General features: G+C 69.0%; 16 protein-coding genes and 2 tRNA genes. 4 read left to right on the forward strand and 14 right to left on the reverse strand.

Annotated features, from left to right (window positions below; all coding sequences use genetic code 11):
- Window positions 1-3 precede the first annotated feature (3 nt).
- The 11 genes from BLV31_RS17085 to BLV31_RS17135 all read right to left on the reverse strand — a co-directional run bounded on the left by BLV31_RS17085 (window position 4) and on the right by BLV31_RS17135 (window position 17,239).
- Window positions 4-4,812, reverse strand: coding sequence for an NAD-glutamate dehydrogenase (locus BLV31_RS17085; protein WP_064060709.1), 4,809 nt, complete (start codon window positions 4,810-4,812; stop codon window positions 4-6).
- Window positions 4,813-4,952: 140 nt separating this feature from the next.
- Window positions 4,953-5,375, reverse strand: a complete 423-nt coding sequence (locus tag BLV31_RS17090) for an acyl-CoA thioesterase (protein ID WP_064060708.1) — start codon at window positions 5,373-5,375, stop codon at window positions 4,953-4,955.
- Window positions 5,368-7,041: an energy-dependent translational throttle protein EttA gene (gene ettA, locus BLV31_RS17095; protein WP_006551119.1), complete on the reverse strand. Its 1,674-nt coding sequence runs from the start codon at window positions 7,039-7,041 to the stop codon at window positions 5,368-5,370. Before ettA ends, BLV31_RS17090 begins: the two co-directional genes overlap by 8 nt.
- Before the next feature lie 72 nt (window positions 7,042-7,113).
- Window positions 7,114-8,244, reverse strand: coding sequence for a lipase family protein (locus BLV31_RS17100; RefSeq protein WP_371850699.1), 1,131 nt, complete (start codon window positions 8,242-8,244; stop codon window positions 7,114-7,116).
- Window positions 8,245-8,334: 90 nt separating this feature from the next.
- The gene (locus BLV31_RS17105) at window positions 8,335-10,368 is read right to left on the reverse strand and encodes a bifunctional copper resistance protein CopD/cytochrome c oxidase assembly protein (RefSeq protein ID WP_064060706.1); all 2,034 of its coding nucleotides are present in this window, start codon (window positions 10,366-10,368) and stop codon (window positions 8,335-8,337) included.
- A 2-nt stretch (window positions 10,369-10,370) separates the two neighbouring features.
- Window positions 10,371-11,621: a vWA domain-containing protein gene (locus tag BLV31_RS17110; RefSeq protein WP_072740504.1), complete on the reverse strand. Its 1,251-nt coding sequence runs from the start codon at window positions 11,619-11,621 to the stop codon at window positions 10,371-10,373.
- Window positions 11,621-12,469 carry an AAA family ATPase gene (locus BLV31_RS17115; protein ID WP_094981093.1) on the reverse strand — a complete coding sequence of 283 codons (849 nt, stop codon included), beginning with the start codon at window positions 12,467-12,469 and terminating at the stop codon, window positions 11,621-11,623. Before BLV31_RS17115 ends, BLV31_RS17110 begins: the two co-directional genes overlap by 1 nt.
- A 44-nt stretch (window positions 12,470-12,513) precedes the next feature.
- Entirely contained in the window at window positions 12,514-13,425 is a 912-nt protein-coding gene (locus tag BLV31_RS17120; protein WP_037216509.1) for an XdhC family protein, read from the reverse strand.
- A gap of 46 nt (window positions 13,426-13,471) precedes the next feature.
- The gene (locus BLV31_RS17125) at window positions 13,472-15,865 is read right to left on the reverse strand and encodes an aerobic carbon-monoxide dehydrogenase large subunit (RefSeq protein WP_064060703.1); all 2,394 of its coding nucleotides are present in this window, start codon (window positions 15,863-15,865) and stop codon (window positions 13,472-13,474) included.
- Entirely contained in the window at window positions 15,865-16,350 is a 486-nt protein-coding gene (locus tag BLV31_RS17130) for a (2Fe-2S)-binding protein (RefSeq protein ID WP_019289024.1), read from the reverse strand. The genes BLV31_RS17125 and BLV31_RS17130 overlap by 1 nt, the downstream gene beginning before the upstream one ends.
- A gap of 4 nt (window positions 16,351-16,354) precedes the next feature.
- Complete coding sequence (locus BLV31_RS17135; RefSeq protein ID WP_024100552.1) at window positions 16,355-17,239, reverse strand: FAD binding domain-containing protein; 885 nt, start codon at window positions 17,237-17,239, stop codon at window positions 16,355-16,357.
- Between the two features lie 249 nt (window positions 17,240-17,488).
- On the opposite strand from BLV31_RS17135, the gene BLV31_RS17140 reads away from it, so the two are divergent.
- The 3 genes from BLV31_RS17140 (at window position 17,489) to gdhA (ending at window position 19,826) form a co-directional block, all read left to right on the forward strand.
- The gene (locus tag BLV31_RS17140; RefSeq protein ID WP_006551111.1) at window positions 17,489-18,145 is read left to right on the forward strand and encodes a DedA family protein; all 657 of its coding nucleotides are present in this window, start codon (window positions 17,489-17,491) and stop codon (window positions 18,143-18,145) included.
- 62 nt (window positions 18,146-18,207) lie between these two features.
- Window positions 18,208-18,281: transfer RNA gene (locus BLV31_RS17145), tRNA-Arg, on the forward strand.
- Window positions 18,282-18,482: 201 nt separating this feature from the next.
- Window positions 18,483-19,826, forward strand: coding sequence for an NADP-specific glutamate dehydrogenase (gdhA, locus tag BLV31_RS17150; RefSeq protein ID WP_019289021.1), 1,344 nt, complete (start codon window positions 18,483-18,485; stop codon window positions 19,824-19,826).
- Window positions 19,827-19,957: 131 nt separating this feature from the next.
- Here the strand turns inward: gdhA and selB are convergent, their stop codons facing one another.
- The 3 genes from selB to BLV31_RS17165 form a co-directional block, all read right to left on the reverse strand.
- Window positions 19,958-21,700, reverse strand: a complete 1,743-nt coding sequence (gene selB, locus BLV31_RS17155; protein WP_064060702.1) for a selenocysteine-specific translation elongation factor — start codon at window positions 21,698-21,700, stop codon at window positions 19,958-19,960.
- A complete protein-coding gene (selA, locus tag BLV31_RS17160; protein WP_064060701.1) occupies window positions 21,700-23,004 on the reverse strand; it encodes an L-seryl-tRNA(Sec) selenium transferase in 1,305 nt (434 codons plus the stop codon). Before selA ends, selB begins: the two co-directional genes overlap by 1 nt.
- Before the next feature lie 32 nt (window positions 23,005-23,036).
- A tRNA-Sec gene (locus BLV31_RS17165) sits at window positions 23,037-23,131 on the reverse strand.
- Window positions 23,132-23,189: 58 nt separating this feature from the next.
- Between BLV31_RS17165 and selD the strand changes: the two genes are divergently transcribed.
- Entirely contained in the window at window positions 23,190-24,212 is a 1,023-nt protein-coding gene (gene selD, locus BLV31_RS17170) for a selenide, water dikinase SelD (protein WP_024100547.1), read from the forward strand.
- Window positions 24,213-24,292 lie beyond the last annotated feature (80 nt).

The raw sequence follows: 24,292 nt of genomic DNA on the forward strand, positions 1-24,292 counted from the left end.
TCGTTACCTCCGATCGGATGCGCGCGTGCGCACCATGCCCCTGATCTGTCGTGCCGCCACCGAGAGGGTGGCGAGGTCCAGACTTCCAGACGCGAATATCTCGTCGAGCGCCGCCCTCGCACGGACGAGTTTGGAGCCGTTGGACGACTCCCAGTCCTCGATCATCTCCTCGGTCGACTCCCCGGGTTCGGCGCCGGCGAGCACGTCGAGGACGAGCGACCGCAACGAGCCGTACAGGTCTTCGCGCAGCGCGAGGCGTGCCAGCGAATGCCAGCGGTCGCCCCGCTCCAGACCGGAGACCGCCGTGAGCAGGCGGTCGACGCCGAGACGCGCGTCGAGGGCGTAGTAGAGATCGGCGACCTCCGCCTCGTCGCGCTGCTCTATGTCGGCGATGTCGATGACGTCGAGCAGCGGGAACTGGTCGAGGAGCCGGAAGACGACGCCCGTGAGCTCCTCCGGTGCTCCTCGTTCGAGGAGCGGGCGGGTACGACGAAGGAAGTCCTCGGCGTGGTGCCCGCGCATCCAGTCCGCGACCCGCGGTGCGAGACGCGCGAAGGCATCGCGGTAACGGCTGATCTCGGCACCGACCGCGAGGGGCTGCGGTCGCGTGGCGAGGAGCCGGCGCGACGCCCGGTCGAGCACGCGGCGGGATTCGAGCAGCAGGTCGTCCTCGATGTCGACAGGCAGCCCGGCGGCCCGGATCTCGTCCCACAGGGCCGGTAGCCCGAAGATGGTGGTGACGGCGGTGTAGGCGCGGATGGCGTCGGTCGCCGTCGCCCCGGCCTCCTCGGCGAGCCGGTAGACGTAGGTGGGGCCGCCGTTGTCGACCGTGGTGTTGGCCAGCATGGTCGCAACGATCTGCCGACGCAGCGGATGCGCCCGGATTCCGGCCCGGAACCGCTCGCGCAGAGCGGGCGGGAAGTAGGCGGGCAGGATCGACGCGAAGGTCTCGTTGTCGGGCAGGTCCGTGGCCAGCAGGTCGTCGACGAGGGCGAGCTTGACGTGGGCGAGGAGCTGCGCCAGCTCCGGCGACGTCAATCCCTCCCCCGCCGCTTCACGACGATCGAACTCGGCCTCGTCGGGCAGGGCCTCGAGGCCGCGGTCGAGTCCACGATCGAGTTCCAGGGCTGCGAGCATCCGACGGTGCACCCCCAGCAGGGACGGCGCGACGGCCCGCTCGAGTCCGAGCACGGCGTTCTGCGAGATGTTGTCGGCGAGAACGAGTTCGGCGACGTCGTCGGTCATCGACGCGAGCAGCGGATTGCGGTCCTCCGCCGCGAGTTCGCCGGCGGTCACCATAGCGTCGAGGAGAATCTTGATATTGACCTCGTGATCGGAGCTGTCGACGCCGGCCGAGTTGTCGATCGCGTCGGTGTTGATCTTTCCGCCGGCGCGCGCGAACTCGATGCGGCCGCGTTGCGTGACACCGAGATTGCCGCCCTCGCCCACGACCCGGGCACGCAGTTCCTGCCCGTCGACGCGCACGCCGTCGTTGCTCTTGTCCCCCACGTCCGCATGGGTTTCCGTCGACGCCTTCACGTAGGTGCCGACACCGCCGTTCCACAACAGGTCGACGGGTGCGCGCAGGATCGCGCGGATCAGTTCGGGCGGTGGGAGTGCGGTGACGTCGTCGGGCAGGTCGAGCACCGCACGCACCTCGGGACCGACGGGCACCGACTTGGCCGTCCGGTCCCACACCCCGCCCCCGGCCGAGACGAGTTCGGTCGAGTAGTCCTTCCACGACGACCGCGGCAGTTCGAACAACCGGCGCCGCTCCTCGAACGACCGCTCCGGATCGGGATCGGGATCGAGGAAGATGTGCCGATGGTCGAAGGCCGCGACGAGCCGGATGTGCCGGCTGAGCAGCATGCCGTTGCCGAAGACGTCACCGCTCATGTCACCGATGCCGACGACGGTGAAATCGTCCGTCTGCGGGTCGGATCCGAGTTCGCGGAAGTGACGCCGGACGCTCTCCCATGCACCGCGCGCGGTGATGCCCATCTCCTTGTGGTCGTAACCGGCGGAGCCACCTGACGCGAACGCGTCGCCGAGCCAGTAGCCGTATTCCGCCGCAACGGAATTCGCGAGGTCGGAGAACGACGCGGTGCCCTTGTCCGCGGCCACCACGAGATACGGGTCGTCGTTGTCGTGACGCACGACCCGCTGCGGCGGGACCGTGTCGTTGCGGGCGGCGTCGAGGTTGTCGGTGATGTCGAGCAGACCGGCGATGAAGCACCGGTAGCACCGCTCGCCACGTTCGCGGACGGCGCGCCGGTCCGCCTCGGCGTCACCGGTCGGACGCGGGGCGTGCTTGACGACGAAGCCGCCCTTCGCACCCACGGGCACGATCACCGCGTTCTTCACGGCCTGCGCCTTGGCCAGGCCGAGCACCTCCGTGCGGAAGTCCTCCCGGCGGTCGGACCAGCGCAGACCACCGCGGGCGACGGGACCGAACCGCATGTGGACGCCCTCGACGCCCGGGGCGTAGACGAACACCTCGAAAGCCGGCCGCGGCTGGGGTAGTTCGGCGATCCGTCGCGGATCGAACTTGAGCGACAACGCCCGGCCGTCCGGGCGCTCGTGCCCGATACCGCCGGCCACGTAGAAGTTGGTGCGCAGGGTCGCACGGATCAACGAGAACAGTCCCCGGAGGATGCGGTCGGTGGCCAGGGCGGTCACCTCTGCGATCGTCGTCGTGAGTTCCTCGGCGATCTGCTGTTCGCGTTCGGCGGAGGCGTTCTCCGGATCGAATCGGGACTCGAACAGCCCGACGAGCAGCGCCGCGGTGTGGGGGGCGCCGAGCAGCACACCTTCGATGTTGTACTGGCTGTACGGAAATTCGGTCTGGCGCAAGTACTTCGCGTAGGCGCGGAGAAGCACGACCTGCTTCCAGGTGAGCCCGGCGCGCAGCACGAGCTGGTTGAACCGGTCGGTCTCGACCGCCCCCCGCCAGGCCACGGTGAAGGTGTCGGTGAGACGATCCGCCAGGGTCGGATCGGCCTCCACGATGCCGTGCTCGATGTCCTCGGGCAGACAGAGTCCGAAATCGTATATCCCGCACTCGATTCCGTCCGATCGCGGCAGCCGGTAGGGCCGCTCGTCGACGACCTCGACGCCGAGGCTCTGCAACACCGGGAGGATCCGGCCGAGGGTGACCGCCTCGTCGGCGATGTACAGGGTGAAACGCAACGACAACGGATCGTCGGAACCCGGACGGTACAGGTGCGTGTCGAGATCGCCGGAGTCGAGCGCTTCCAGACGCCGCAGGTCGTCCAGGGCACGTTCGGAGCCGAAGTCCTCCTTGTACGCCTCGGGCACGACCTCGGCGTACCGCTGCACCAGCAACGGATCGAGATCGCCGGTCGCGGCCGCCGCCTCACCGAGCCGATCGGCCCAGTTGCGGGTCACTTCCGCGAGCATCGCCTGGATCCGCAGGCGGTTCTCCTCGGAGGTGTCCACCTCGCGACGTGCGCGCCCGGAGAAACGGATCGTCACGTGCAGCAACGCGAGGTCACGTTCGGAGACCCGCGCGGTGTAGTCGAGTACGCCGCCACCGAACTCGCGCAACAGGATGTTCTGGATCGCCACGCGCACCTTCGTCGTGTAGCGGTCGCGCGGCAGGTAGACGAGGCACGAGATGTACCGCCCGTAGGTGTCGACGCGGACGAACAACCGCACCTGCCTGCGGATGTCGACCACCGCCGTGACGGTCTCGTAGAGGGTGTCGGTGTCCATGGAGAACAGTTCCGCGCGGGGCACCGTCTGCATGATCTCGAGCATCGCCTGGCCGCTGTAGGACGACAGCTCGACCCGCGCCCGCGCGACGACCTCCCGCACCCGGCGCGAGACCACGGGGATGTCGAGGATGTTCTCGTGCAGAGCGGTCACGGTGAGGACACCGAGGAAACGATCCTCCCCGACGAGCGCGCCGTCGGCGTCGAGCCGGGCGACGCCGACGAAGTACGGATAGACGGAACGGTGCACGGTGGCGGGAAGCGCGCCCTGAGTGAGCACGAGCAGCGGGCGGCGGCACGTGCCGACCTCACCGGGCAGGTCGAGCGGGTCCGCGACCGAGGCATCGGTGCGCAGCACTCCCCTGCCGCTGCCGGGCACGGGCGTCGCGCGCACGTTGTCGTCGCCGCCGTCGGGAACAAAGTCGTAGCGCCGGTAGCCGAGGAGGGTGAAGTTCCCGCCGCTCAACCAGCGCAGCAGTTCGGCGGTCTCGGTGAGCTCGTCGGCCGTGTAGTGCGCCGGCGGATCGGCGGCCAGGCCGTCGAGCGCGTCCGCGAGGTCGCGCTGCAGGGCGTGCATCTTCCCGGAGTCCGACGCCACCTGCCGCACATCGGACAGTACGCGCCGCAGGCCGTGATCGATCTCCTCGAGCGATTCGTCGTCGACGGGCCCGCGCAACTCGATGTGCATCCACGATTCGGCGACTCCACCCGAGGCCCGTCCGCCTTCGTCGGCCAGGCGCTCGAGGTCGCCCTCGGCGGTGCGGCGCGCAGACAGGACGGGGTGGATGACCGTCGCCACCGAGACACCCAGCCGGGACAGCAGTGCCAGCACCGATTCGACGAGCAGCGGCATGTCGTCGGTGACGATCTGTACGGCGACACCCATGCCCTCGGTGCGGCGCACACCGACGACAGCGGTGCCCGGTGCGCGGCGACGACCGAGACGGACGTGCTCGAGCGCGGCCGCGCCGTGGTCCGTGGTGAACTCTCCGGAGCCCTGATAGATCCGCTCGAGGACCGCCTCGGGAGAGGCATCGCTGTCCGTTGCATTTGTCTGCACCACAGCCGGATCGGCCATCGACACCCTTCCTGCTCTGTCGGGCGGATACACCGCGCGCCGCGGACGGACTCGTGATCGAGCCTATCCGCGGCGCGCAGTCGGGGGGTCGGAACCGGCGGGTCGGGTAACAGCCGGGCCGGTCGACAGGATGTACCCGCTCAGCCGGTGGGCGTGACGGCGCGGTGCCGGTCGAGCACCGCCCGTACCTCGTCTGTCAACGGCTGCGACGTGTCGGTCTCGGGATCGAAGCCGACGAGCACGGTGTCGGCGACCGCGCACACCACGCTGTCCCGGTCGAGGATCGTCTGACGCACCGTGAACGAGCTCGTGCCGAGACGCAGCACCGTCGTCTCGACCTCGATCGGCGCCGAGGAATCCTTGATCGGACGCAGGAACTCGACGTCCATCTTCCGGAGCACGACGGCATCGCGGGCCGGCAGCTCGCTCCGGAAGAACTTGATGCGCCCTTCCTGCAGGTATTCCACGACCTTGGCGTTGTTGACGTGCCCGAGCCGGTCGGAGTCGCCCCAGCGCACCTCGACCGGGCACCGGTAGGGCCGGTGGCCGTTGCGCTCAGTCACGCGTGAGCTTCCGGTGCGTGACGCGGTGCGGACGTGCCGCATCGGCTCCGAGACGCTCGATCTTGTTTGCCTCGTAGGCCTCGAAGTTGCCCTCGAACCAGAACCACTTGCCCTCTTCGACGTTGCCCTCCCACGCCAGGATGTGGGTACAGGTGCGGTCGAGGAACCAGCGGTCGTGGGAGATCACGACGGCGCAACCCGGGAACTGCTGCAGCGCGTTCTCGAGCGACGACAGGGTCTCGACGTCGAGGTCGTTGGTCGGCTCGTCGAGGAGGATCAGGTTGCCGCCCTCCTTGAGCGTGAGCGCCAGGTTCAGGCGGTTGCGCTCACCACCGGAGAGCACGCCGGCCGGCTTCTGCTGGTCGGGACCCTTGAACCCGAACGCGCTCACATACGCGCGCGACGGCATCTCGTTCTGCCCGACCTCGATGAAGTCGAGACCGTCGGAGACCACCTCGAAGACCGTCTTCTTCGGGTCGATGTTCGCGCGGTTCTGGTCGACGTAACTCAGCTTGACCGTGTCGCCCACCTTGACGGTGCCGCTGTCGGGCTCCTCGAGACCGACGATGGTCTTGAACAGCGTGGTCTTGCCGACGCCGTTGGGGCCGATGACACCGACGATGCCGTTGCGCGGCAGCGTGAACGACAGGTCCTTGATCAGGACACGGCCGTCGAAGCCCTTGTCGAGGTGCTCGACCTCGACAACGACGTTGCCCAGACGCGGCGGCGTCGGGATCTGGATCTCCTCGAAGTCGAGCTTGCGGTACTTCTCGGCCTCGGCTGCCATCTCCTCGTAGCGGGCCAGACGCGCCTTGTTCTTCGTCTGCCGTGCCTTGGCACCGGAGCGGACCCACTCGAGTTCCTCGCGGAGCCGCTTCTGCAGCTTCTGGTCCTTCTTGCCCTGGACCTCGAGACGCTCGGCCTTCTTCTCCAGGTAGGTGGAGTAGTTGCCCTCGTAGGGATGCAGCTTGCCGCGGTCGACCTCGCAGATCCACTGCGCGACGTGATCGAGGAAGTACCGGTCGTGGGTGACGGCCAGCACGGCGCCCGGGTAGGACGCGAGGAACTGCTCGAGCCACAGCACCGACTCGGCGTCGAGGTGGTTGGTGGGCTCGTCGAGGAGCAGCAGGTCGGGCTTGCTCAGCAGCAGCTTGCACAGCGCGACACGGCGGCGCTCACCACCGGAGAGGTGGGTGACGGGTTCGTCCGGCGGAGGGCAGCGCAGTGCGTCCATGGCCTGCTCGAGCTGCGAGTCGAGATCCCACGCGTTGGCGTGGTCGAGCTCCTCCTGGAGCTTGCCCATCTCCTCCATCAGCTCGTCGGAGTAGTCGGTGGCCATGAGCTCGGCGATCTCGTTGAACCGGTCGAGCTTGACCTTGATCTCGCCGAGGCCCTCCTCGACGTTCTCCCGGACCGTCTTCTCCTCGTTGAGGGGCGGCTCCTGCTGGAGGATGCCGACGGTGGCCTCCGGATCGAGGAAGGCCTCGCCGTTGCTGGGCTGGTCGAGCCCGGCCATGATCTTGAGAATCGACGACTTGCCCGCGCCGTTGGGTCCGACGACGCCGATCTTCGCGCCGTGGTAGAAGCTCATGGTGACGTCATCGAGGATGACCTTGTCACCGTGCGCCTTGCGCACCTTCTTCATCGTGTAAATGAACTCCGCCATGACCACCAGCGTATCGGTCGACGGTCGATAACCCACATCGTGCGACCACGGGATGCCCGGGCCGCGCCCGCGTCAGCGCCGCAGCAGCTCCGCGACGAAGCCTGTCGTGTCGGGCAGCGACGCGAACATCGTCTCCGAGTGCCCTGTCGGATACGTCCGGAACTGCGCGTTCGCGCCCCCGGCCCACAGGTCCCCGATCAGTTCGAACGCGAGCGGCGCGGGCACCGTCGTATCGCGCAGACCCTGCGCGAGGAACAGTGGCCGGTCGTAACCACGGGTCGGCACCGCGACATAGTCGGTGAAGGCGGCGCGGAACCGGTCGTCGCTCAGCGGACGGGCAAGGACCTCGCCGATGCCGATCTCGCCGTAGCGGTCCATCAGCTCGTCGTAACAGAGTCGCTCGGCGGCGTCGACCACCTCGCGACCGAGGGGAGTGAGGTATCCGTCGACGTCCAGGGAAGGATCGGCGTCGCGCAGACCCGCGAAGATGTAGGCGGCGAACGCCGTGAGCCCGTCGAGACCGAGATCGGGGAAGCCCGGGAATCCGAGCGGGAACACGTACTCGAGGTTGGACGGCGCGCCCGTCGTGAGCGTCCCGCGGAAGTCCAGTTCGGGCGCGCGGGTGGTCGCCGCGTGCGCGGTGTGTAGACCGGTGTGCCCACCCTGCGACTGGCCGATCACGACCCAGAGGTCGGACAGCGACGGTTCGACAGCGCGTCCCGCCCGCACGATGTCGATGACGCTGTTCGCGGCGCTCTGCCCGTCCAGATAGCGGTGCAGCCCGCCCGACCCGAGGCCCGGATAGTCGGCTGCCACGACGGCATAGCCCTGCCCGAGCCAGTGGTCGAGATAGGCAGTGTCGCGCGGTGTGCGCGGCAACCGCGAGGGCGCGCACGAATCGTCGAGACCGACCGTGCCGTGGGCCCATGCGACGATGGGCCACCCGTCCTCGGGCGGCGTGCCGGGAGGGACGAACAGTGCCCCGGTCGCCGTGGTCGGGGCGCCGTCGCGCCACTGCGTGGTATAGGCGAGGACGCGAGCCGAGGACGCCCCGGGCAGGGACGATTCCGGGTCGAGCGGGGCGACCTCGACAACCTTTCCCGGCGCCGGGTTCGCGCCCACCGCGGGAGGTGACACGACGGTCGTCAGCAGTGCCAGAGCACCGGCGAGCAGCAGGGCGGGGACGTGCGTGGTACGGGTCACGCCGAGGACGATACGGACCGTCCGGCCGCGGCGTCCGTATTCGTCCGATTCGCCGCGGCGCGACAGGATGTGCACGTCGGATCGGCGCGGCTAGCGGCCTTCGCGGTCGCGGCGCGCCAGCTCGGCGAACATCGCGTTGTGTGCCGCGAGATCGGCGTCGTCGTCGCGTTCGGCGGCCCGGTCGACGCGTCGCGCCGTGCGCCGGTCGCTGCGCGACCACTGGACGAGCAGGGCGAGCATCACGAGCACGAGCGGGATCTCGCCGGCCGACCATGCGATGCTGCCGCCGACCTTCTGATCGGAGAACAGGTCGTAGTTCCACGGCAGGGCCAGGCCACGGTAGTAGCTCTCGGCCATCACCGTGCCCATGCTCATGAGGGTCACGCCGAAGAAGGCGTGGAACGGGAGCGAGCCGAAGACCATCGCCAGCTTCGTCACGGGCTGCAGGTCGCGTGGCGACGGGTCGACGCCGATCACCACCCAGTAGAACAGGTAGCCGCTGAGCAGGAAGTGCAGGTTCATCAGGACGTGGGCGGTGTGACTGTCGATGAACGCGGTGAAGATCCCTCCGAGATACAACGCGTAGAAACCGCCGACGAACATCACCGATGCGACGATCGGATGCGTGAAGAAGCGCGACAGCGGGCTGTGCAGGAACTCGAGGATCCATTCGCGCGGGCCGGGAGGGGCGTTGCGTCCGGCCGGCTTGAACGCACGCAGGGCGAGGGTCATCGCCCCGCCGAGCGCCAGAAGTACGGGAGCGAGCATCGACAGGGCCATGTGCGCGCCCATGTGCACGCTGAACATCGCCGGCGAGTACATCCCGACGCCCGAACTGGTGGCGACGAACAGCACGAAGCAACCCGAGAACCAGGCGATCGACCGGCCGACCGGCCACGAGTCGCCGCGCTTGCGCAGCGTCCACAGACCGATGGCGTAGGCGGCGGCGAACACGAGAGCAGCCGTGCCGAAGATCAGGTCGAAGCGCCACTGGCCGAAGAACAGGCTCACGAACGACGGCGGTACGTCGAGCTGGTAGCCGAGCTCGACCTCCTGGATCGTCGGTACCGAGGCCGGCGGCGGCGGGGGCGTGCGGCCGAGTCCCACGGCCAGGCCGATGGTCGCGGCGAGGACGAACGCCTCGGCGAGGGTGAACCGGACGAGAGCGGACCGGCTGGTGGGGTCGGCCTCGAGGGCCGGAAGCGCCCGGCGTCGCTGAGCCCAGCCGAAGATGCCGAGCAGGACCAGCGCGACGGTCTTCGCGAGCAGCAACCCGCCGTAGGTGGTGGTCGTCAGGTCGTCGAACGACATGCGGACCGCGGCGTTGATCACGCCGCTGACAGCCATCACGACGAACGCGAGTCCGGCGACGAAGGAGAACCGCCGGGCGGCGACATCGGTGTGCTCCCCTCCCCGCATCGAATGGGCGAGCAGCGCGAACAACCCGCCGGCCCAGACGGACGCCGCGCCGAGGTGCAGCACGAGGCTGTTGGTCGCCATATCGTGCGAACCACCCGACGAGGAGTGCCCGGTCAGGGCGATCGGCATGAGGGCGACGAACGACAGCAGCAACAGATACGGCGTCCACGACCAGCGCACTGCGAGTCGGGTCAGCAGCGCGGTGATCAGCGCGAGCACGGTCGTCCAGGCCCAGGCCAGCGCGACCTCCACCTGACCGAGCGCCGAGAACAGGTTCTCCGGACGGATGGCCTCACTCAGCGGACTGCCGGAAGTGTCGGACAAGGTCAGCGGCACCATCAGCGCCGCTGTCACGGCCCACACCGTCGCCGCGACGCCCGCCGTCCGCACGGCGCGATAACCGCCGACGTCGAGTACCCCGCTCCGCTGCGGGGGCACGAGGAAGGCGGCGAAGAACAGCGAGCCGATCGTGATGACCGTCGCGATCTCGGAGATCGCGCGGACCGCCGGGAGACCGTAGGTGGTGAGCGGACCGGGATCGGGGATGCCGAGCAACACCAGAGCCTGCGCAGCGGACAGTCCGACCGCGAACGCCGCGACGAGGGCGGCGAGGAGGCCGAAGAGAATCAGCAGTGCCGGCGGGTTTCCCCTCATGGGGGCGGGCGCCGGAGGCTGCGCGGGAGACGCGAGCTCGGATGTTGCCATGCCTACCAGGGTAGGACGTTCACGCCATGACCTACGACACGCCGTCGGAGTCCCCCGTCCCCCGTATCCGTGGACGTAACAACGTCGACGGCGTGCTGCAGGGCCACGAGTGTGTCGGCCGCCACCATCGCGTCGCAGTGTGGAAGCGCGGCGGACATCGACCCGGTCGAGGGCGTGAAACCGGACTGCCCGGCCCGGGGGTTGAGCCACACCAGCCGGTGCGCGCGACGCCGGATCCTGGCCAGGACGTGGGCGAGTTCGGTGGGATCGTCGCTGTCCCAACCGTCGGACGCGACGACGACGATCGCTCCGCGCATCAGGTGTCCGTGATGGGAGGCGACCACCTCGGCGAGCGAACCGGCGATGCGGGTGCCTCCGAACCGCGTCCGTACCCGCTCGTTGGCGACGCCGATCGCCTGATCGACCGACCGGTGCCGGAGGACCGGCGTCAGACGCGCAGCTGTGGTGGAGAACACGAAGACCTCAGCCGTTCCGGTGTGGGCGAGCGCACGCACGAGATGCAGATACACCCCGATGTAGGGACGCATGGAACGGCTGACATCGCAGAACACGACGACCTGCCGCCGGCGTCGACCCGGTCGCGTGCGGATCAGCCGGAGCGGCTCGAACCCCGTGCCGCGGGAGGCTGCGATGCTCGCGCGGATGTCGACGCGTCCGGTGTGGCGTTGCACCCGGCGGCGGGTGCGGCGGATCGCCCAGCGCGCTCCGGCCGCCTCGATCCATGTCTCGAGGAGTGCGAGTTGCGCCGGGTCGAGGTCGTCGAACCGCTGATCGGCGATCTCGACCAGTGCGCTCGCCACCTCGCGCCCCGGGCGGCCGGGTGCCCGCTCCCCCTCTGCGGATTCGACGATCGTCCTGGTGACCCATGGAACGTCGTGCCCGGAAGTGGGAACCCCGATGGGCCGGCTGGGTCCGTCCGGTGTCGACGCCCCCGGCGCGCCTTCGTCCTCGGGTCCCGTGCGACGGGCGTGCGGGTCGAGCGGAACTGGTGCCTCGCCGAACACCCGGTCGAAGACCGTATCGAAGGTGGACAGGCTCTCGTACCGGTCGACGAGGGTGAGCCGCGCGGTCCAGTACAACCGAGTCCGCGTGGTTGGCGGACACGCACGCAAGCCGCGCGTGAAGGTCGCCGCTCCGTCCGCCGGGACCACGATCCCGGCGGACCTGAGCCGGTCGACCAACGCGACTGTGAAGGCGGCGTGATCGACCCCGGGGAGCAGCCCGGCGCTCATTACACTTCGGTGGAGACGAAGCGGGTCAGCGCCTCCCCCAGCGCGTCGCCGTCGTCGGGAGTCTTCGCCAGTGCCGCGAGCGACATCGCCGCTTCGGGCCGGACGAGGTCGGTGACACCGAGCGCGGCGAGGGCCGATACCCAGTCGATGGTCTCCACGATTCCGGGTGCCTTGTCGAGATCGAGTCCGCGGGCCACCGCGACGAAATCTGTGGCACGTTCGACGAGCGCGAGGTTCGCCGATGGCACCGTGCGACGCAGGATCGCCACCGCCCGGGCGCGGTCGGGGTAGTCGATCCAGTGGTACAGGCAACGTCGCCGCAGTGCGTCGTGTAGGTCGCGGCTCCGATTCGAGGTCAGCACGACAACGGGCGGGCGGGTCGCGGTGAGGGTGCCGAGTTCGGGAATGGTGACGGCGAACTCCCCCAGGAACTCGAGCAGCAACGCCTCGAATTCGTCGTCGGCACGGTCGATCTCGTCGACGAGCAGAACGGCGGGTGTGTCGCCGCGGTGGCGGACGCAGCGCAGGATGGGGCGTTCGAGGAGGTATTCCTCGGAGTACAGGTCGGCTTCGGCGGGAACGTCGCCGCGCGCCTCGGCGAGCCGGATCGCGAGCAACTGGCGTTGGTAGTTCCAGTCGTAGAGGGCCTCGGCGACCGACAGTCCCTCGTAGCACTGCAACCGGATCAGCGGGCTGCCGAGAATCTGCGCGAGCACCTTGGCGGCAGTGGTCTTGCCGACCCCAGGTTCGCCCTCGAGCAACAGCGGTCGCCCCAATGCGACGGCGAGGTGGATCGCGGCGGCGGTGCCCTGATCGAGTAGGTGATCGTGGCTGTCGAATCTGGCCATCACGTCGTCGACGCCGGTGAAGATGCCCGGAGAGGACGGGTCGGTCACGCGACGTCGTCCTTCTCGAAGCGGCTGCGGCAACCCGGGCAGCAGAACCACATCGTCCGGCCCGCAACGACGAGGTGCGGGGTGGACTCGGTGATCGTGACGGTCATCCCGCACACCGGGTCGACGGCCGTCTGCGGCTTCGACTCCGTCTCCCTCGGCACCTCGACGCGTCGACAACTCTCCTCGGAGGGGCGGATGAGGCTGCCGCTGCGCGCGACTCGCACGATGTCGGCCACGATCGACAGACCGATCTCCGCGGGGGTGCGGGCACCGATATCGAGCCCGACCGGGGTGTGCACGTGGGCACGCTCGTCGTCGGTCGGATCCACCTCGTCGAGCACCGCGGCGCCACGGGTGTGACTGGCGACCAGACCGATATAGCGGCTTCCGGCGTCGAGCGCCGCGCGGATCACACTCCCCTCGTCGCCTCCGTGACTCGCGACGATCACCACCGACGCCTCGGCAGGCACTCGCGTCCCGCGAATCCGTTCCACCGAGTAGTCGACGCGCCGCGCGAAGTCGCTCACGGCGTCGGCCACGGGCGAGTCCCCGAAGACGGCCACCACGAGCGCAGGCATCCGCGGCTCGAGAAAGATCTCGGTGGCCCCACCGGACATGCACGGGTTGACCGCGATCGTCGCCCCCGGGGTGTCGGGGAACTCGGCGGCTCCGGCCGGCAGCACCCGTAGGAGCATGCTCTCCCCTCGCTCGAGCACCGTGCGGGACATTTCGCGCACCGAGTTCTCGGTGCACTGTCCGCCGACGAACCCCTCGATCGTGCCGTCGGCGTGGACGAGCGCCCGGTCGCCCGAGTGCGCGGACGTCGGCGGCTGTGCCCGTACGACGGTCGCTTCCACGAACGGGCGGCGTTCGCTGCGCAACTGTGCTGCCCGCACCGCAAGGTCCATGTCCTCGTACTCCGCTCGTTCCACTCGAATCCTTCTGTCGCGTCGCTCAGATCGGCGGGGTCGCGCGACCCTGCATGGCTTCCCACACCCGCGACGGTGTCAACGGCATGTCGGCGTGCCGGACGCCGAGGGGTTTCAACGCATCGACCACGGCGTTGACGATCGCGGGCGGGGAACCGACCGTGGCGGATTCGCCGATGCCCTTCGCGCCGATCGGGTGATGCGGTGACGGAGTGACGGTGAACGCCGTCTCGAGCGTGGGTACCTCGAGGGCGGTGGGGATCAGGTAGTCCATGAACGACCCGCCCAGGCAGGTGCCGTTCTCGTCGAACGCGATCATCTCCATCAGGGCCATGCCGATCCCGTCGACGATGCCACCGTGCACCTGCCCTTCGATGATCATCGGGTTGATGCGGGTGCCGCAGTCGTCCACGGCCAGGAACCGGCGGATCTTCACCTCCGCGGTGCCGGGATCGACGTCGACGACACAGAAGTAGGCGCCATAGGGATAGGTGAGGTTCTCGGGGTTGTAGCAGATCTGCGCCTCGAGACCGCCTTCGAGACCTTCGGGCAGATCGCCGGCGCCGTGGGCCCGCATCGCGATGTCCTGGATCGTGACCGCCGCCGACGGGTCGCCCTTGACTCGGAAGGTGCCCTTCTCCCATTCGAGATCGGCGACGGAGACCTCGAGCATGCCCGATGCGATTATCTTCGCCTTGTCGCGCACCTTGCGGGCTACCAGCGCGGCGGCCGCGCCGGACACCGGTGTCGAGCGGCTTCCGTAGGTGCCGAGCCCGAAGGGGGTGTTGTCGGTGTCTCCGTGGACGACGTCGATGTCGTCGGGCGGGATGCCGATCTCCTCCGCGACGATCTGCGCGAAAGTCGTCTCGTGTCCTTGCCCCTGGGACTGCACCGACAATCTCACCACGGCCTTGCCGGTGGGATGGACACGCAGTTCGCAGCCGTCGGCCATGCCGAGACCGAGGATGTCCATGTCCTTGCGCGGACCGGCGCCGACGGCCTCGGTGAAGAACGACATGCCGATACCCATCAGCTCACCCCGTGCGCGGCGTTCGGCCTGCTCGCGGCGCAGCTCGTCGTAGCCGACGATGTCCATGGCCTTGCGCATGGTGGTCTCGTAGTCGCCCGAGTCGTACTTCCAGCCGGTCTTGCTCGTGTAGGGGAACTGATCAGGGCGCAGGAGGTTTTTCAGGCGCAGTTCCGCAGGGTCCATGTCGAGGTCGTAGGCGAGGCAGTCGACGAGCCGTTCGACGAAGTACACGGCCTCGGTGATGCGGAACGAGCAGGCGTAGGCGACGCCGCCGGGTGCCTTGTTGGTGTAGACCGCGGTCATGTGGGAGTAGGCGGCCTCGATGTCGTAACTGCCGGTGAACACACCGAAGAAGCCGGCCGGATATTTCACCGGGGCCGCGGTGGCGTTGAAGGCGCCGTGGTCGGCGAGGACACGGGACCTGATCGCGAGGATGCGACCTTCCTTCGTCGCCGCGATCTCCCCGACCATGATGTAGTCGCGTGCGAAGCCGGTGCTCATGAGGTTCTCGCTGCGGTCCTCCATCCACTTCACCGGATGACCGGTGACCAGCGACGCGACGATCGCTCCGACGTAGCCGGGGTAGATGGGGACCTTATTGCCGAATCCCCCGCCGATGTCGGGTGAGATGACGCGGATCTTGTGCTCGGGCAGACCCGCCACCAGCGCGTACAGCGTGCGATGGGCGTGCGGGGCCTGTGTGGTGGACCAGAGCGTCAGCTTCCCGGAGATCCGGTCGTAATCGGCGACCGCACCGCAGGTCTCCATCGGCGCGGGATGCACGCGTGGATAGACGATCTCCTGCCGGGTGACGACGTCGGCCTTCGCGAAGACCGCGTCGGTGGCCGCGGCATCGCCGGTTTCCCAGTCGAAGCAGTGGTTGTCGGTCTTGCCGTCGAGATCGGTCCGGATCACCGGTGCCTCGGGCGACAGCGCCGTGCGCACGTCGACGACCGGGTCGAGCATCTCGTAGTCGACGTCGATCAGTTCGAGGGCGTCGCGCGCCGAGTAGTGGTCGTCGGCGACGACGAAGGCGACCTCCTGACCGTGGAAGCGCACCTTGTCGGTGGCCAGCACGGCCTGTACGTCGTTCGACAGCGTCGGCATCCAGGCGAGTCCCTTCTCTGCCAGATCGGCGCCCGTGATCACCGCCCGCACCTTCGGGTGCGCGAGGGCGGCGGACGTATCGATGCCGTTGATGCGCGCATGCGCAACCGGCGATCGGAGCACCGCGAGATGCAGCATGCCGGGCAGCCGGACGTCGTCGACGTAGTTGCCGCGGCCCCGCACGAACCGCGGGTCCTCCTTGCGCAGCATCCGGCCGTGTCCGCACGGCTTGCCATCGTTGTCCTGTTCCTCCGGGCGTGTGTCCGGTTCGACCGCGGTCATCACGACACCTCCGTGGGTTGCGCCTTCGAGGAGTGTTCGGCGGCCCACCGGACCGACCGGACGATGGTGGTGTAGCCGGTGCAGCGGCAGATCTGCCCGGAGATCGCCTCGCGGATCGTCGCCTCGTCGGGGTCGGGATCGCGGTCGAGCAGGGACCGCGCGGTGATCATCATTCCCGGGGTGCAGAAGCCGCACTGCAGTCCGTGGCAGCGCACGAAGCCTTCCTGCACGGGGTCGAGGACACCGTCGCGTTCGAGTCCCTCGACGGTGAGCACCTCGTGGCCGGCGGCCATGACCGCCAGCGTGGTGCACGACTTCACCGGCTCGCCGTCCACGGCGACGACACACGTACCGCAGTTGCTCGTGTCGCAACCCCAGTGGGTTCCGGTCAGACCGAGGTGGTCGCGCAGGAAGTGCACGAGCAGCGTCCGGGGTTCGACGTCGGCGGTGACACTCTCGCCGTTGACCGTCATCGAGATCTGCATCGGTTCACACCCTTTCGGTGACGCCGAGACGTTCGGCGGATTGGCGCAGGGCCCGCACCGTCAACTCCGATGCGAGGTGACGCTTGTAGGCGGCGGTGCCGCGCTGATCGGTCTCGGGATCGCATGCCGACGCGGCCGCCGCTCCCGCCTCGCGGAAGAGTTCCTCCGAGGCCGGCGAGCCGCGCAACAGCTCGGACACCCTCGACAGCGCCGCCTCGTCGGCGCGCACCGCCGTCAGCCCGACACGCGCGTCGGTGATGCGTCCGTCGTCCGACATCCACAGCGCGGCGCCCGCGGCGGCCACCGCCCAGTCGCCGGTGCGACGCTCGACCTTCTCGTACGCACTGGCCCCGGTGCCCTTCCTCGGCAGCCGCACCTCGACGAGCAGTTCGTTCGGGGCGACCGCCGTCTCGTAGGGGCCGAGATGGAAGTCGTGGAAATCGAGCTCGCGCACCCCGCCCGGTCCGCGTACGACACAGGTCGCGCCGAGCACTGCACACACGGTGGACAGATCCTCGGCAGGATCTGCCTGACACAACGACCCACCGAGCGTTCCACGATTGCGGACGACAGGATCGGCGATCACGCGCTCGGCATCGCGGAAGATCGGGAAGATCTCGGCGAGTTCGTCGGATTCGAGAAGCCGGCGGTGCCGGACCAGGGCACCGAGGCGCACGGACCCGGGTTCGAACACGATGTGATCGAGTTCGTCCGCGAGATCGTTGATGTCGATCAAGTACTCCGGATTCGCGAGCCGAAGTTTCATCATCGGCAGCAGACTGTGCCCGCCGGCGACGACCCGGGCCCCCTCTCCGTGCCGGTCGAGCAACTCGACGGCGTGATCCACTCCGGTGGCACGCTCGTACTCGAATGGGCCAGGAACCTGCATGAAGAACTCCCGCCATCAGGTGGCGCGGACCGGTTTCCCCCACCAGCCGCCCACGATTCCCCCTTGGTGCGCTCATAGTAGACCCGACTCGAGATCGATGCGACGAAACGGGCGAATCGGAATCGAATCGTTCCCTTGCGGTCGACGGTGTGTGCCGTAACGCCGCCGTCGTCCGGAGTCCTCGGCGGTGCGAGCGGATAGCGTGGAAGGAGCCGACCGGCGGACCCGACGGGAGCACCACACAGATCCATGGACGTGATCAACGAATTCATCATCGGCCAGGCCGCAGCCCTGTGGGTCTACCCGTTGCTCTTCGCCGTGTGCATCCTCGACGGCTTCTTCCCACCGGTGCCCAGCGAGACCGTCCTGGTGACCCTGTCGTCCCTCTCCGGCTCGACCGGGCGTCCTTACCTGTGGATCGTCATCGTGCTCGCGGCGCTCGGCGCGATCATCGGTGACAACATCGCGTACGCGATCGGACGGAAGGTCGGTACCGAACGGTTCCGGTGGATGCGCCGCCCGAGGGCACGAGCCGCTTTCGCGTGGGCGCGGCGCGGACTCGACAAGCGCGGCGCCGCAGTGATCCTCACGGCGCGATACATCCCGATCGGCCGGATCGCTGTGAACATGACGGCCGGAGCGACCCGCTACCCGCGGCAGAAGTTCGTGCCGCTCACGATCCTCGGTGGCACGACCTGGGCGCTGTACTCGGCGTTCGTGGGGCGCCTCGTCGGCGGTTGGTTCGAATCGCAGCCGCTGTTCGGCGCCGCGGTCGCCATCTGCGTCGCGGTGGTCCTGGGTGTCGGAATCGACCATCTCATCCAACGGTTCAAGACCGGTCGAGTGGACGTTCCGCGGGGCGAATCGAGCCCCGACGACGAACGGGGCAGCACGCTCGAGCGCTGACCCCGGCGGGTACGAGGGTGTGTGCGGCGACCTCGGGGAGCACCCGCTAAGATTCTGGCCGCGCCTCCGTAGCTCAGCTGGATAGAGCAAGAGCCTTCTAATCTCTAGGTCGCAGGTTCGAGTCCTGCCGGGGGCACCTCGACCGCCGGCGGACCACCCGTCGCGGGGCCGCACATCATACCGGTGAACTGGGCATTTCGCCCGGCAGACAGGCCGTTCGGATCGTGTGTTTCTCATCCCACCTTGCCGCAGGGTTAACACATGCTAAGGGCCACGTCCTATAGTTCTCGTCGTAAATCCCGTGTTACAGAATCCTCACAGAGTCAGGTAGGTGGGCGTGTCGACATCGGACCGCATCGAAGAGATCTACGAGCAGGTCAAGGCCCGCAACGCAGGTGAACCCGAATTCCACCAGGCTGCGGCCGAAGTGTTCGAGTCTCTGCATGTCGTGCTCGAGCGGCACCCCGGATACTTCGAATCCGGTCTGATCGAGCGCCTGTGCGAGCCGGAGCGGCAGATCATCTTCCGCGTGCCGTGGATCGATGATCAAGGTAACGTCCACGTCAACCGTGGCTTCCGCGTGCAGTACAACAGCGTTCTCGGCCCCTATAAGGGCGGGCTGCGCTTCCACCCGAGCGTCAACCTCGGCATCGTCAAGTTCCTCGGCTTCGAGCAGATCTTCAAGAACGCCCTCACCGGCCTGCCCATCGGCGGCGGCAAGGGCGGCTCGGACTTCGACCCCAAGGGTCGCTCCGAGCAGGAGATCATGCGCTTCTGCCAGTCGTTCATGACCGAGCTGCACCGCCACATCGGTGAGTACACCGACGTCCCGGCCGGTGACATCGGCGTCGGCGGCCGCGAGATCGGGTACCTGTTCGGCCAGTACAAGCGCCTCACCAACTCCTACGAGTCCGGCGTCCTTACCGGCAAGGGCCTGACCTGGGGTGGTTCGCAGGTGCGCAAGGAGGCCACCGGTTACGGCGCGGCCTACTTCGTCAACGAGATGGCCAAGACCGCCGGCACCTCGCTCGACGGCCGCACCGCCGTCGTCTCGGGTTCGGGCAACGTCGCGATCTACGCCATCGAGAAGATCCACCAGCTCGGCGGCACCGCGATCGCGTGCTCCGACTCCTCCGGCTACATCGTCGACCGCAAGGGCCTCGACGTCGCTCTCCTCAAGGAGATCAAGGAGGTCCGCCGCGGACGCATCTCCGAGTACGTCGACGAGCGCGGCGACGCCGAGTTCTTCCCCGGCGGCAACATCTGGAACGTGCCGTGCGACGTCGCACTGCCGTGCGCCACGCAGAACGAACTCGACGAGGACTCGGCGAAGACCCTCGTCAACAACGGCGTGAAGATCGTCGCCGAGGGCGCCAACATGCCCACCACCCCGGGCGGCATCAGTGTCTTCCGCGACGCCGGAGTCGCCTTCGCGCCCGGCAAGGCCGCCAACGCCGGTGGTGTGGCGACCTCGGCGCTGGAGATGCAGCAGAACGCCTCGCGCGACTCGTGGCACTTCGACTACACCGACGAGCGTCTCGCCGGGATCATGGCAGACATCCACGGCCGCTGCGTCGAGACCGCCGCCGAGTACGGCAAGCCGGGCGACTACATCCACGGCGCCAACATCGCCGGCTTCGTGAAGGTCGCCGACGCCATGTTCGCACTGGGCGTCATCTGACGCTGTGTTCGCACTGGGCGTCACCTGACGACTGATTCTTCATGCGAAGTGCGGGTACCGACGAGTTCGGTACCCGCACTTCGCGTTTCGGGTGAAGGGTCGTCCCGCCGGAGAGTGCGGGGACGGCGACTCTAGCGGACGATCTGGCGGCGGTCGTCAGGGAGCCGGCGTGTGCGACCCGCCTTGTCGAGCCGGTCGAGCAACGGCAGGACCACCCGCCGTGTCGTTCCCAGGCGTTCGCGCGCGGCACTGGTCGTGAAGGGCTGGTCCAATTCGCCCAGCAGCTCCACGGCCGTGTCGGCGGCGTCGGGGAGCAGGACGATGCCCGGGCCCGCCCGCCACAACCGTCCGCTGCGTTCGGCCGCGCCGAGGGCCCGGTCGTCGAGGCCGAGCTCGCGTAGGCGATCGGCGGTCGGGGCCGCGAACGGGGCGGCCGACAGGTCGCGGCGCACCTGCTCGACGGCTTTGCGGATCTTCGGCGGTAGACCGTCGGCGCCGGGAGCGATCACCCGCCCCCCGACCACTTCGAGCGGAGGTCGCACCAGCGCCCGGACGAGGTCCGGTGTGGGAAGACGCAGCTGCGACGCCAGCACCGTCAACGGCGCCGCCGGATCCAGTGGATGGGTGCGGGCATGGGCCTGCACGAGTGTGGGCAGCCGGTCGGCGACGGTCTTCGCGAGACCGGGTGCGACGAGCCACGGCCCGACCGTCAGGTGCTCTCCCCGTGCGAGTGGGATGCCCAACTGTCGCAACCGTTGCCGGTGCAGGAGTCCGCGGCGGGCGAGTTCGTCGGCCAGGTGCGGCGTCCCGTCGGCCCCTGCCAGTTGCAGCGCGCGGCGTGCCGCCGCGCCGCGACGCCGGAATCGGGGTGGATCGGGGTCGAGAACGTCGGCTCGCCAGATCATCCGGCGGCCCGGGTCGCGCAGCAACGCGCGGTCGCCGATCCGCAGGGGCAGCGGGCGGTCGAGGGTGAGCCGGACGAGATCGTCTGCCAGCGGACGGCACCGGACACCGACGTCCGCGGCTCCGATGTGCAGCACCGGAGCGACGGGCGGCCGGTCGTCGCCGCTGATCCGAACGTCGACGACGGTGGTGTGGTGCCACGCGCCGGGCGTGACGAGCACACTGCCCCGTCCCAGATCGTCGACCCGGCCGGTGAGATTGAGGGCGACCCTGGCCACGCCGCTCACCGCGCTCCGGTCGCGACCGAGTGCCTGCACGCTGCGGACCCGCAGCGGCGTGTCCCCCAGCACGAGGGTGTCCCCCACGCGCACCGTGCCCGCGGGAAGGGTTCCGGTGACGACGGTTCCGGATCCACGCACGGTGAACCGGCGGTCCACCCAGAGCCGGACGTCGGCCTGCGGATCGGGGTCCGGAAGCGACGCGACCATCGTCGTCAGTGCGCTCCGGAGGTCGTCGAGGCCCATCCCGGTGCGCCCGCTCACGGCGACGACGGGCGCCCCCGCCAGACTCGTGCGGGCGACCTCCGCCGCGGCCCGCGCGGCCGCGGGTCCCGGATCGGCGAGATCGGCCCGGGTAACGGCGACGACCGCGTGGCGCACGCGGAGCGCGTCGAGTGCTGCGAGGTGTTCGGCCGCCTGCGGCATCCACGGATCGTCGGCGGCCACCACGAACAGCGCGGCCGGGACCGATCCCACTCCGGCGAGCATCGTCGTCAGGAATCGCTCGTGCCCGGGGACGTCGACGAAGGCGACCTCCCCCACCTCTGGCCAGGACGTCCAGCAGTAGCCGAGCTCGATGGTCAGTCCTCGTCGCCGTTCCTCGGCGAGCCGATCCGGGTTCGCACCGGTGAGCGCCTCGACCAGCGTCGACTTGCCGTGATCGACGTGACCGGCGGTCGCGACGACCTGCATCAGGATCCTTCGCGAGCGGCCACGCGCGTCACGGCGTCGATCAGCTCGCCGTCCTCGGCGGGGTCGACCGCGAGCAGGTCGAGCAGCAACCGGCCGCGTTCGACGCGGCCGACGACGGGGTGCTCACCGAGCCGCAACGGAAGTGCGAGATGTTCGGGCAGGGCGATCGCGACGCTCGGCAGGACGACGTCCGGGGCGCCACCGCCCCCGACGACGCCGTCGGAGTCGACCACCTCGGGTTGGCACTCCGAGGGCAGCGCCACGCAGATCGCCTGTGCGCGGGCGCGGAGATCTTCCGGGCGGGAGGCCAGCGCCGACGCCACGGGTGGCATCGGTCCCGTCAGGGTCGCTTCGAGAGCGGCCAGGGTGAGCTTGTCGACGCGCAGCGCCCGCGCGAACGGGTCGCGCCGCAGGCGTTCCACGAGTTCGGCCCGTCCGAGCAGCAGGCCGGCCTGCGGACCGCCGAGGAGCTTGTCGCCCGAGGCGGTCACCAGGTCGGCGCCGGCACGCAGCGCGGTGGTGGCGTCGGGTTCGTTCGACAGCCGCGGATGCGGCGCGAGCAGACCCGATCCGATGTCGACCACGACGGGCGGTCCGAGTCCGGAGAGTTCCCGGACCGACACCGACGACGTGAAGCCGCTGACGGTGAAGTTCGAGGGATGCACCTTGAGGACGAAGGCGGTGTCGTCGTCGACGGCCGCGGCGTAGTCGCTCAGGCGCACGCGGTTGGTGGTGCCGACCTCACGCAGCGTCGCGCCCACGGATTCCAGCAGTTCCGGGATCCGGAAGCCGTCACCGATCTCGACCAGCTCGCCCCGTGCGATCACGATCGAGCGACCACCGCGTGTGAGCACCCGGGTGACCAGGGCGAGAGCTGCGGCACCGTTGTTGACGACGTGGATGCCGCCGGCGTCGGGTACCTGTTCGGCGAGTGCTTCGAGGGCGCCGCGTCCTCGCCGTCCGCGCCGACCGGTGGCCAGGTCGAGTTCGACGTCGGTGGCGCCCGCCGCGGTGGACACCGCCTCGACCGCCGCTCGGGACAGCGGGGCGCGACCGAGATTGGTGTGCACCACCACGCCGGTCGCGTTGACGACGCGGCGCAGGGTGGTCGCCTGCTGCGGCAGCGACGCGACCGCGACGTCGGCGACGGCATCGGGCCCGATCTCGCCGTCGCGGCACCGTTGCTGGGCCGCGACGACGGTCTGCTTGACCAGTCGGGCGCCGAGCCGGTCGACGGCCTCGCGCAGGCGCGGATCGGCCAGGACCTGGTCGGTGCGGGGAACGTCCCGCCTCGGATCCGGCACGCGCTCCTCATCCCACGGTCGGCGAAAACTTTTGGCGGAGGCGGACGGGAATCGAACCCGCCCAGCCCAGATACTGGGCCACAACGGTTTTGAAGACCGCGACCGTCACCAGACGAGAACCACCTCCGCGCTCACCCTAACCGAAGTCGGGCCCTCGGTTACGACTCGCCCGTATGTTTGGGTTCATGACCGCACACGTCGACTTTCCCGAGGGCGCCATCCGACTCACCCAGTACGCCGCCGGCGGCGGGTGCGCATGCAAGGTTCCGCCGGGTGAACTCGAGCGGGTGCTCGGCGGTCTGCAGGGTGGACGGGCCTCCGGCGAACTGTTGGTGGGTGTGGAGAACGGCGACGACGGAGCCGCGGTCCGGATCGATCCGGCGCCCGACGGGAGCGGCCGGGCCGTCATCGTGACGGCCGACTTCTTCACCCCGGTCGTCGACGACGCCTACGACTGGGGACGGATCGCCGCCACCAACGCCATGTCCGACGTCTACGCGATGGGTGGCACGCCGATCATCGCGGTCAACCTCCTGGGCTGGCCGCGCGAGCTCATCCCGTTCGAACTCGCCGCCGAAGTCATGCGCGGCGGCGCCGACGCGTGCGCCGAGGCGGGTGCCCATCTCGCCGGCGGGCACAGCATCGACGACCGGGAGCCGAAGTACGGACTGGCGGTCACCGGTCTGGGCGATCCGGATCGCCTGCTGCGCAACGACGCTGCCACGCCCGGCCTGCCGCTGACTCTCACCAAGCCGCTCGGTCTCGGCATCCTGAACAACCGCCACAAGGCCACCGGCGAGCGTTTCGAGGAAGCGGTCGCGGTGATGACGACACTCAACCGCGAGGCGGCACAACTTGCGCACGAGGCCGGTGTCCGCGCCGCCACCGACGTCACCGGTTTCGGTCTGCTCGGCCATCTGATGAAGATGATGCGGGCCAGCGGCACGACCGCCGTGATCGACTCCGCGGCCGTGCCGTACGTCGCGGGAGCGCGCGAGTCGCTCGCGGAGGGATTCGTGCCCGGCGGGAGCCGTCGCAATCTCGATTGGGTCCGCGAGCAGGTCGACTCCGAGGTGGACGACGACGAACTACTCCTGCTCGCCGACGCTCAGACGTCCGGCGGTCTCCTGGTCGTCGGGGAGCTCCCCGGCCATCCGGTCATCGGGGAGGTGGTCCCCGCGGGCGAACACGCGATCCGGGTGCGCTGACCCCGACGGACATGCCGACACACCTGCACGGGATCCGGATTAACCGGCACGAAGCGCGGGTAGACGGTAACTTCGGAACG

The sequence above is a fragment of the Rhodococcus pyridinivorans genome, assembly GCF_900105195.1.
Taxonomy (GTDB): domain Bacteria; phylum Actinomycetota; class Actinomycetes; order Mycobacteriales; family Mycobacteriaceae; genus Rhodococcus; species Rhodococcus pyridinivorans.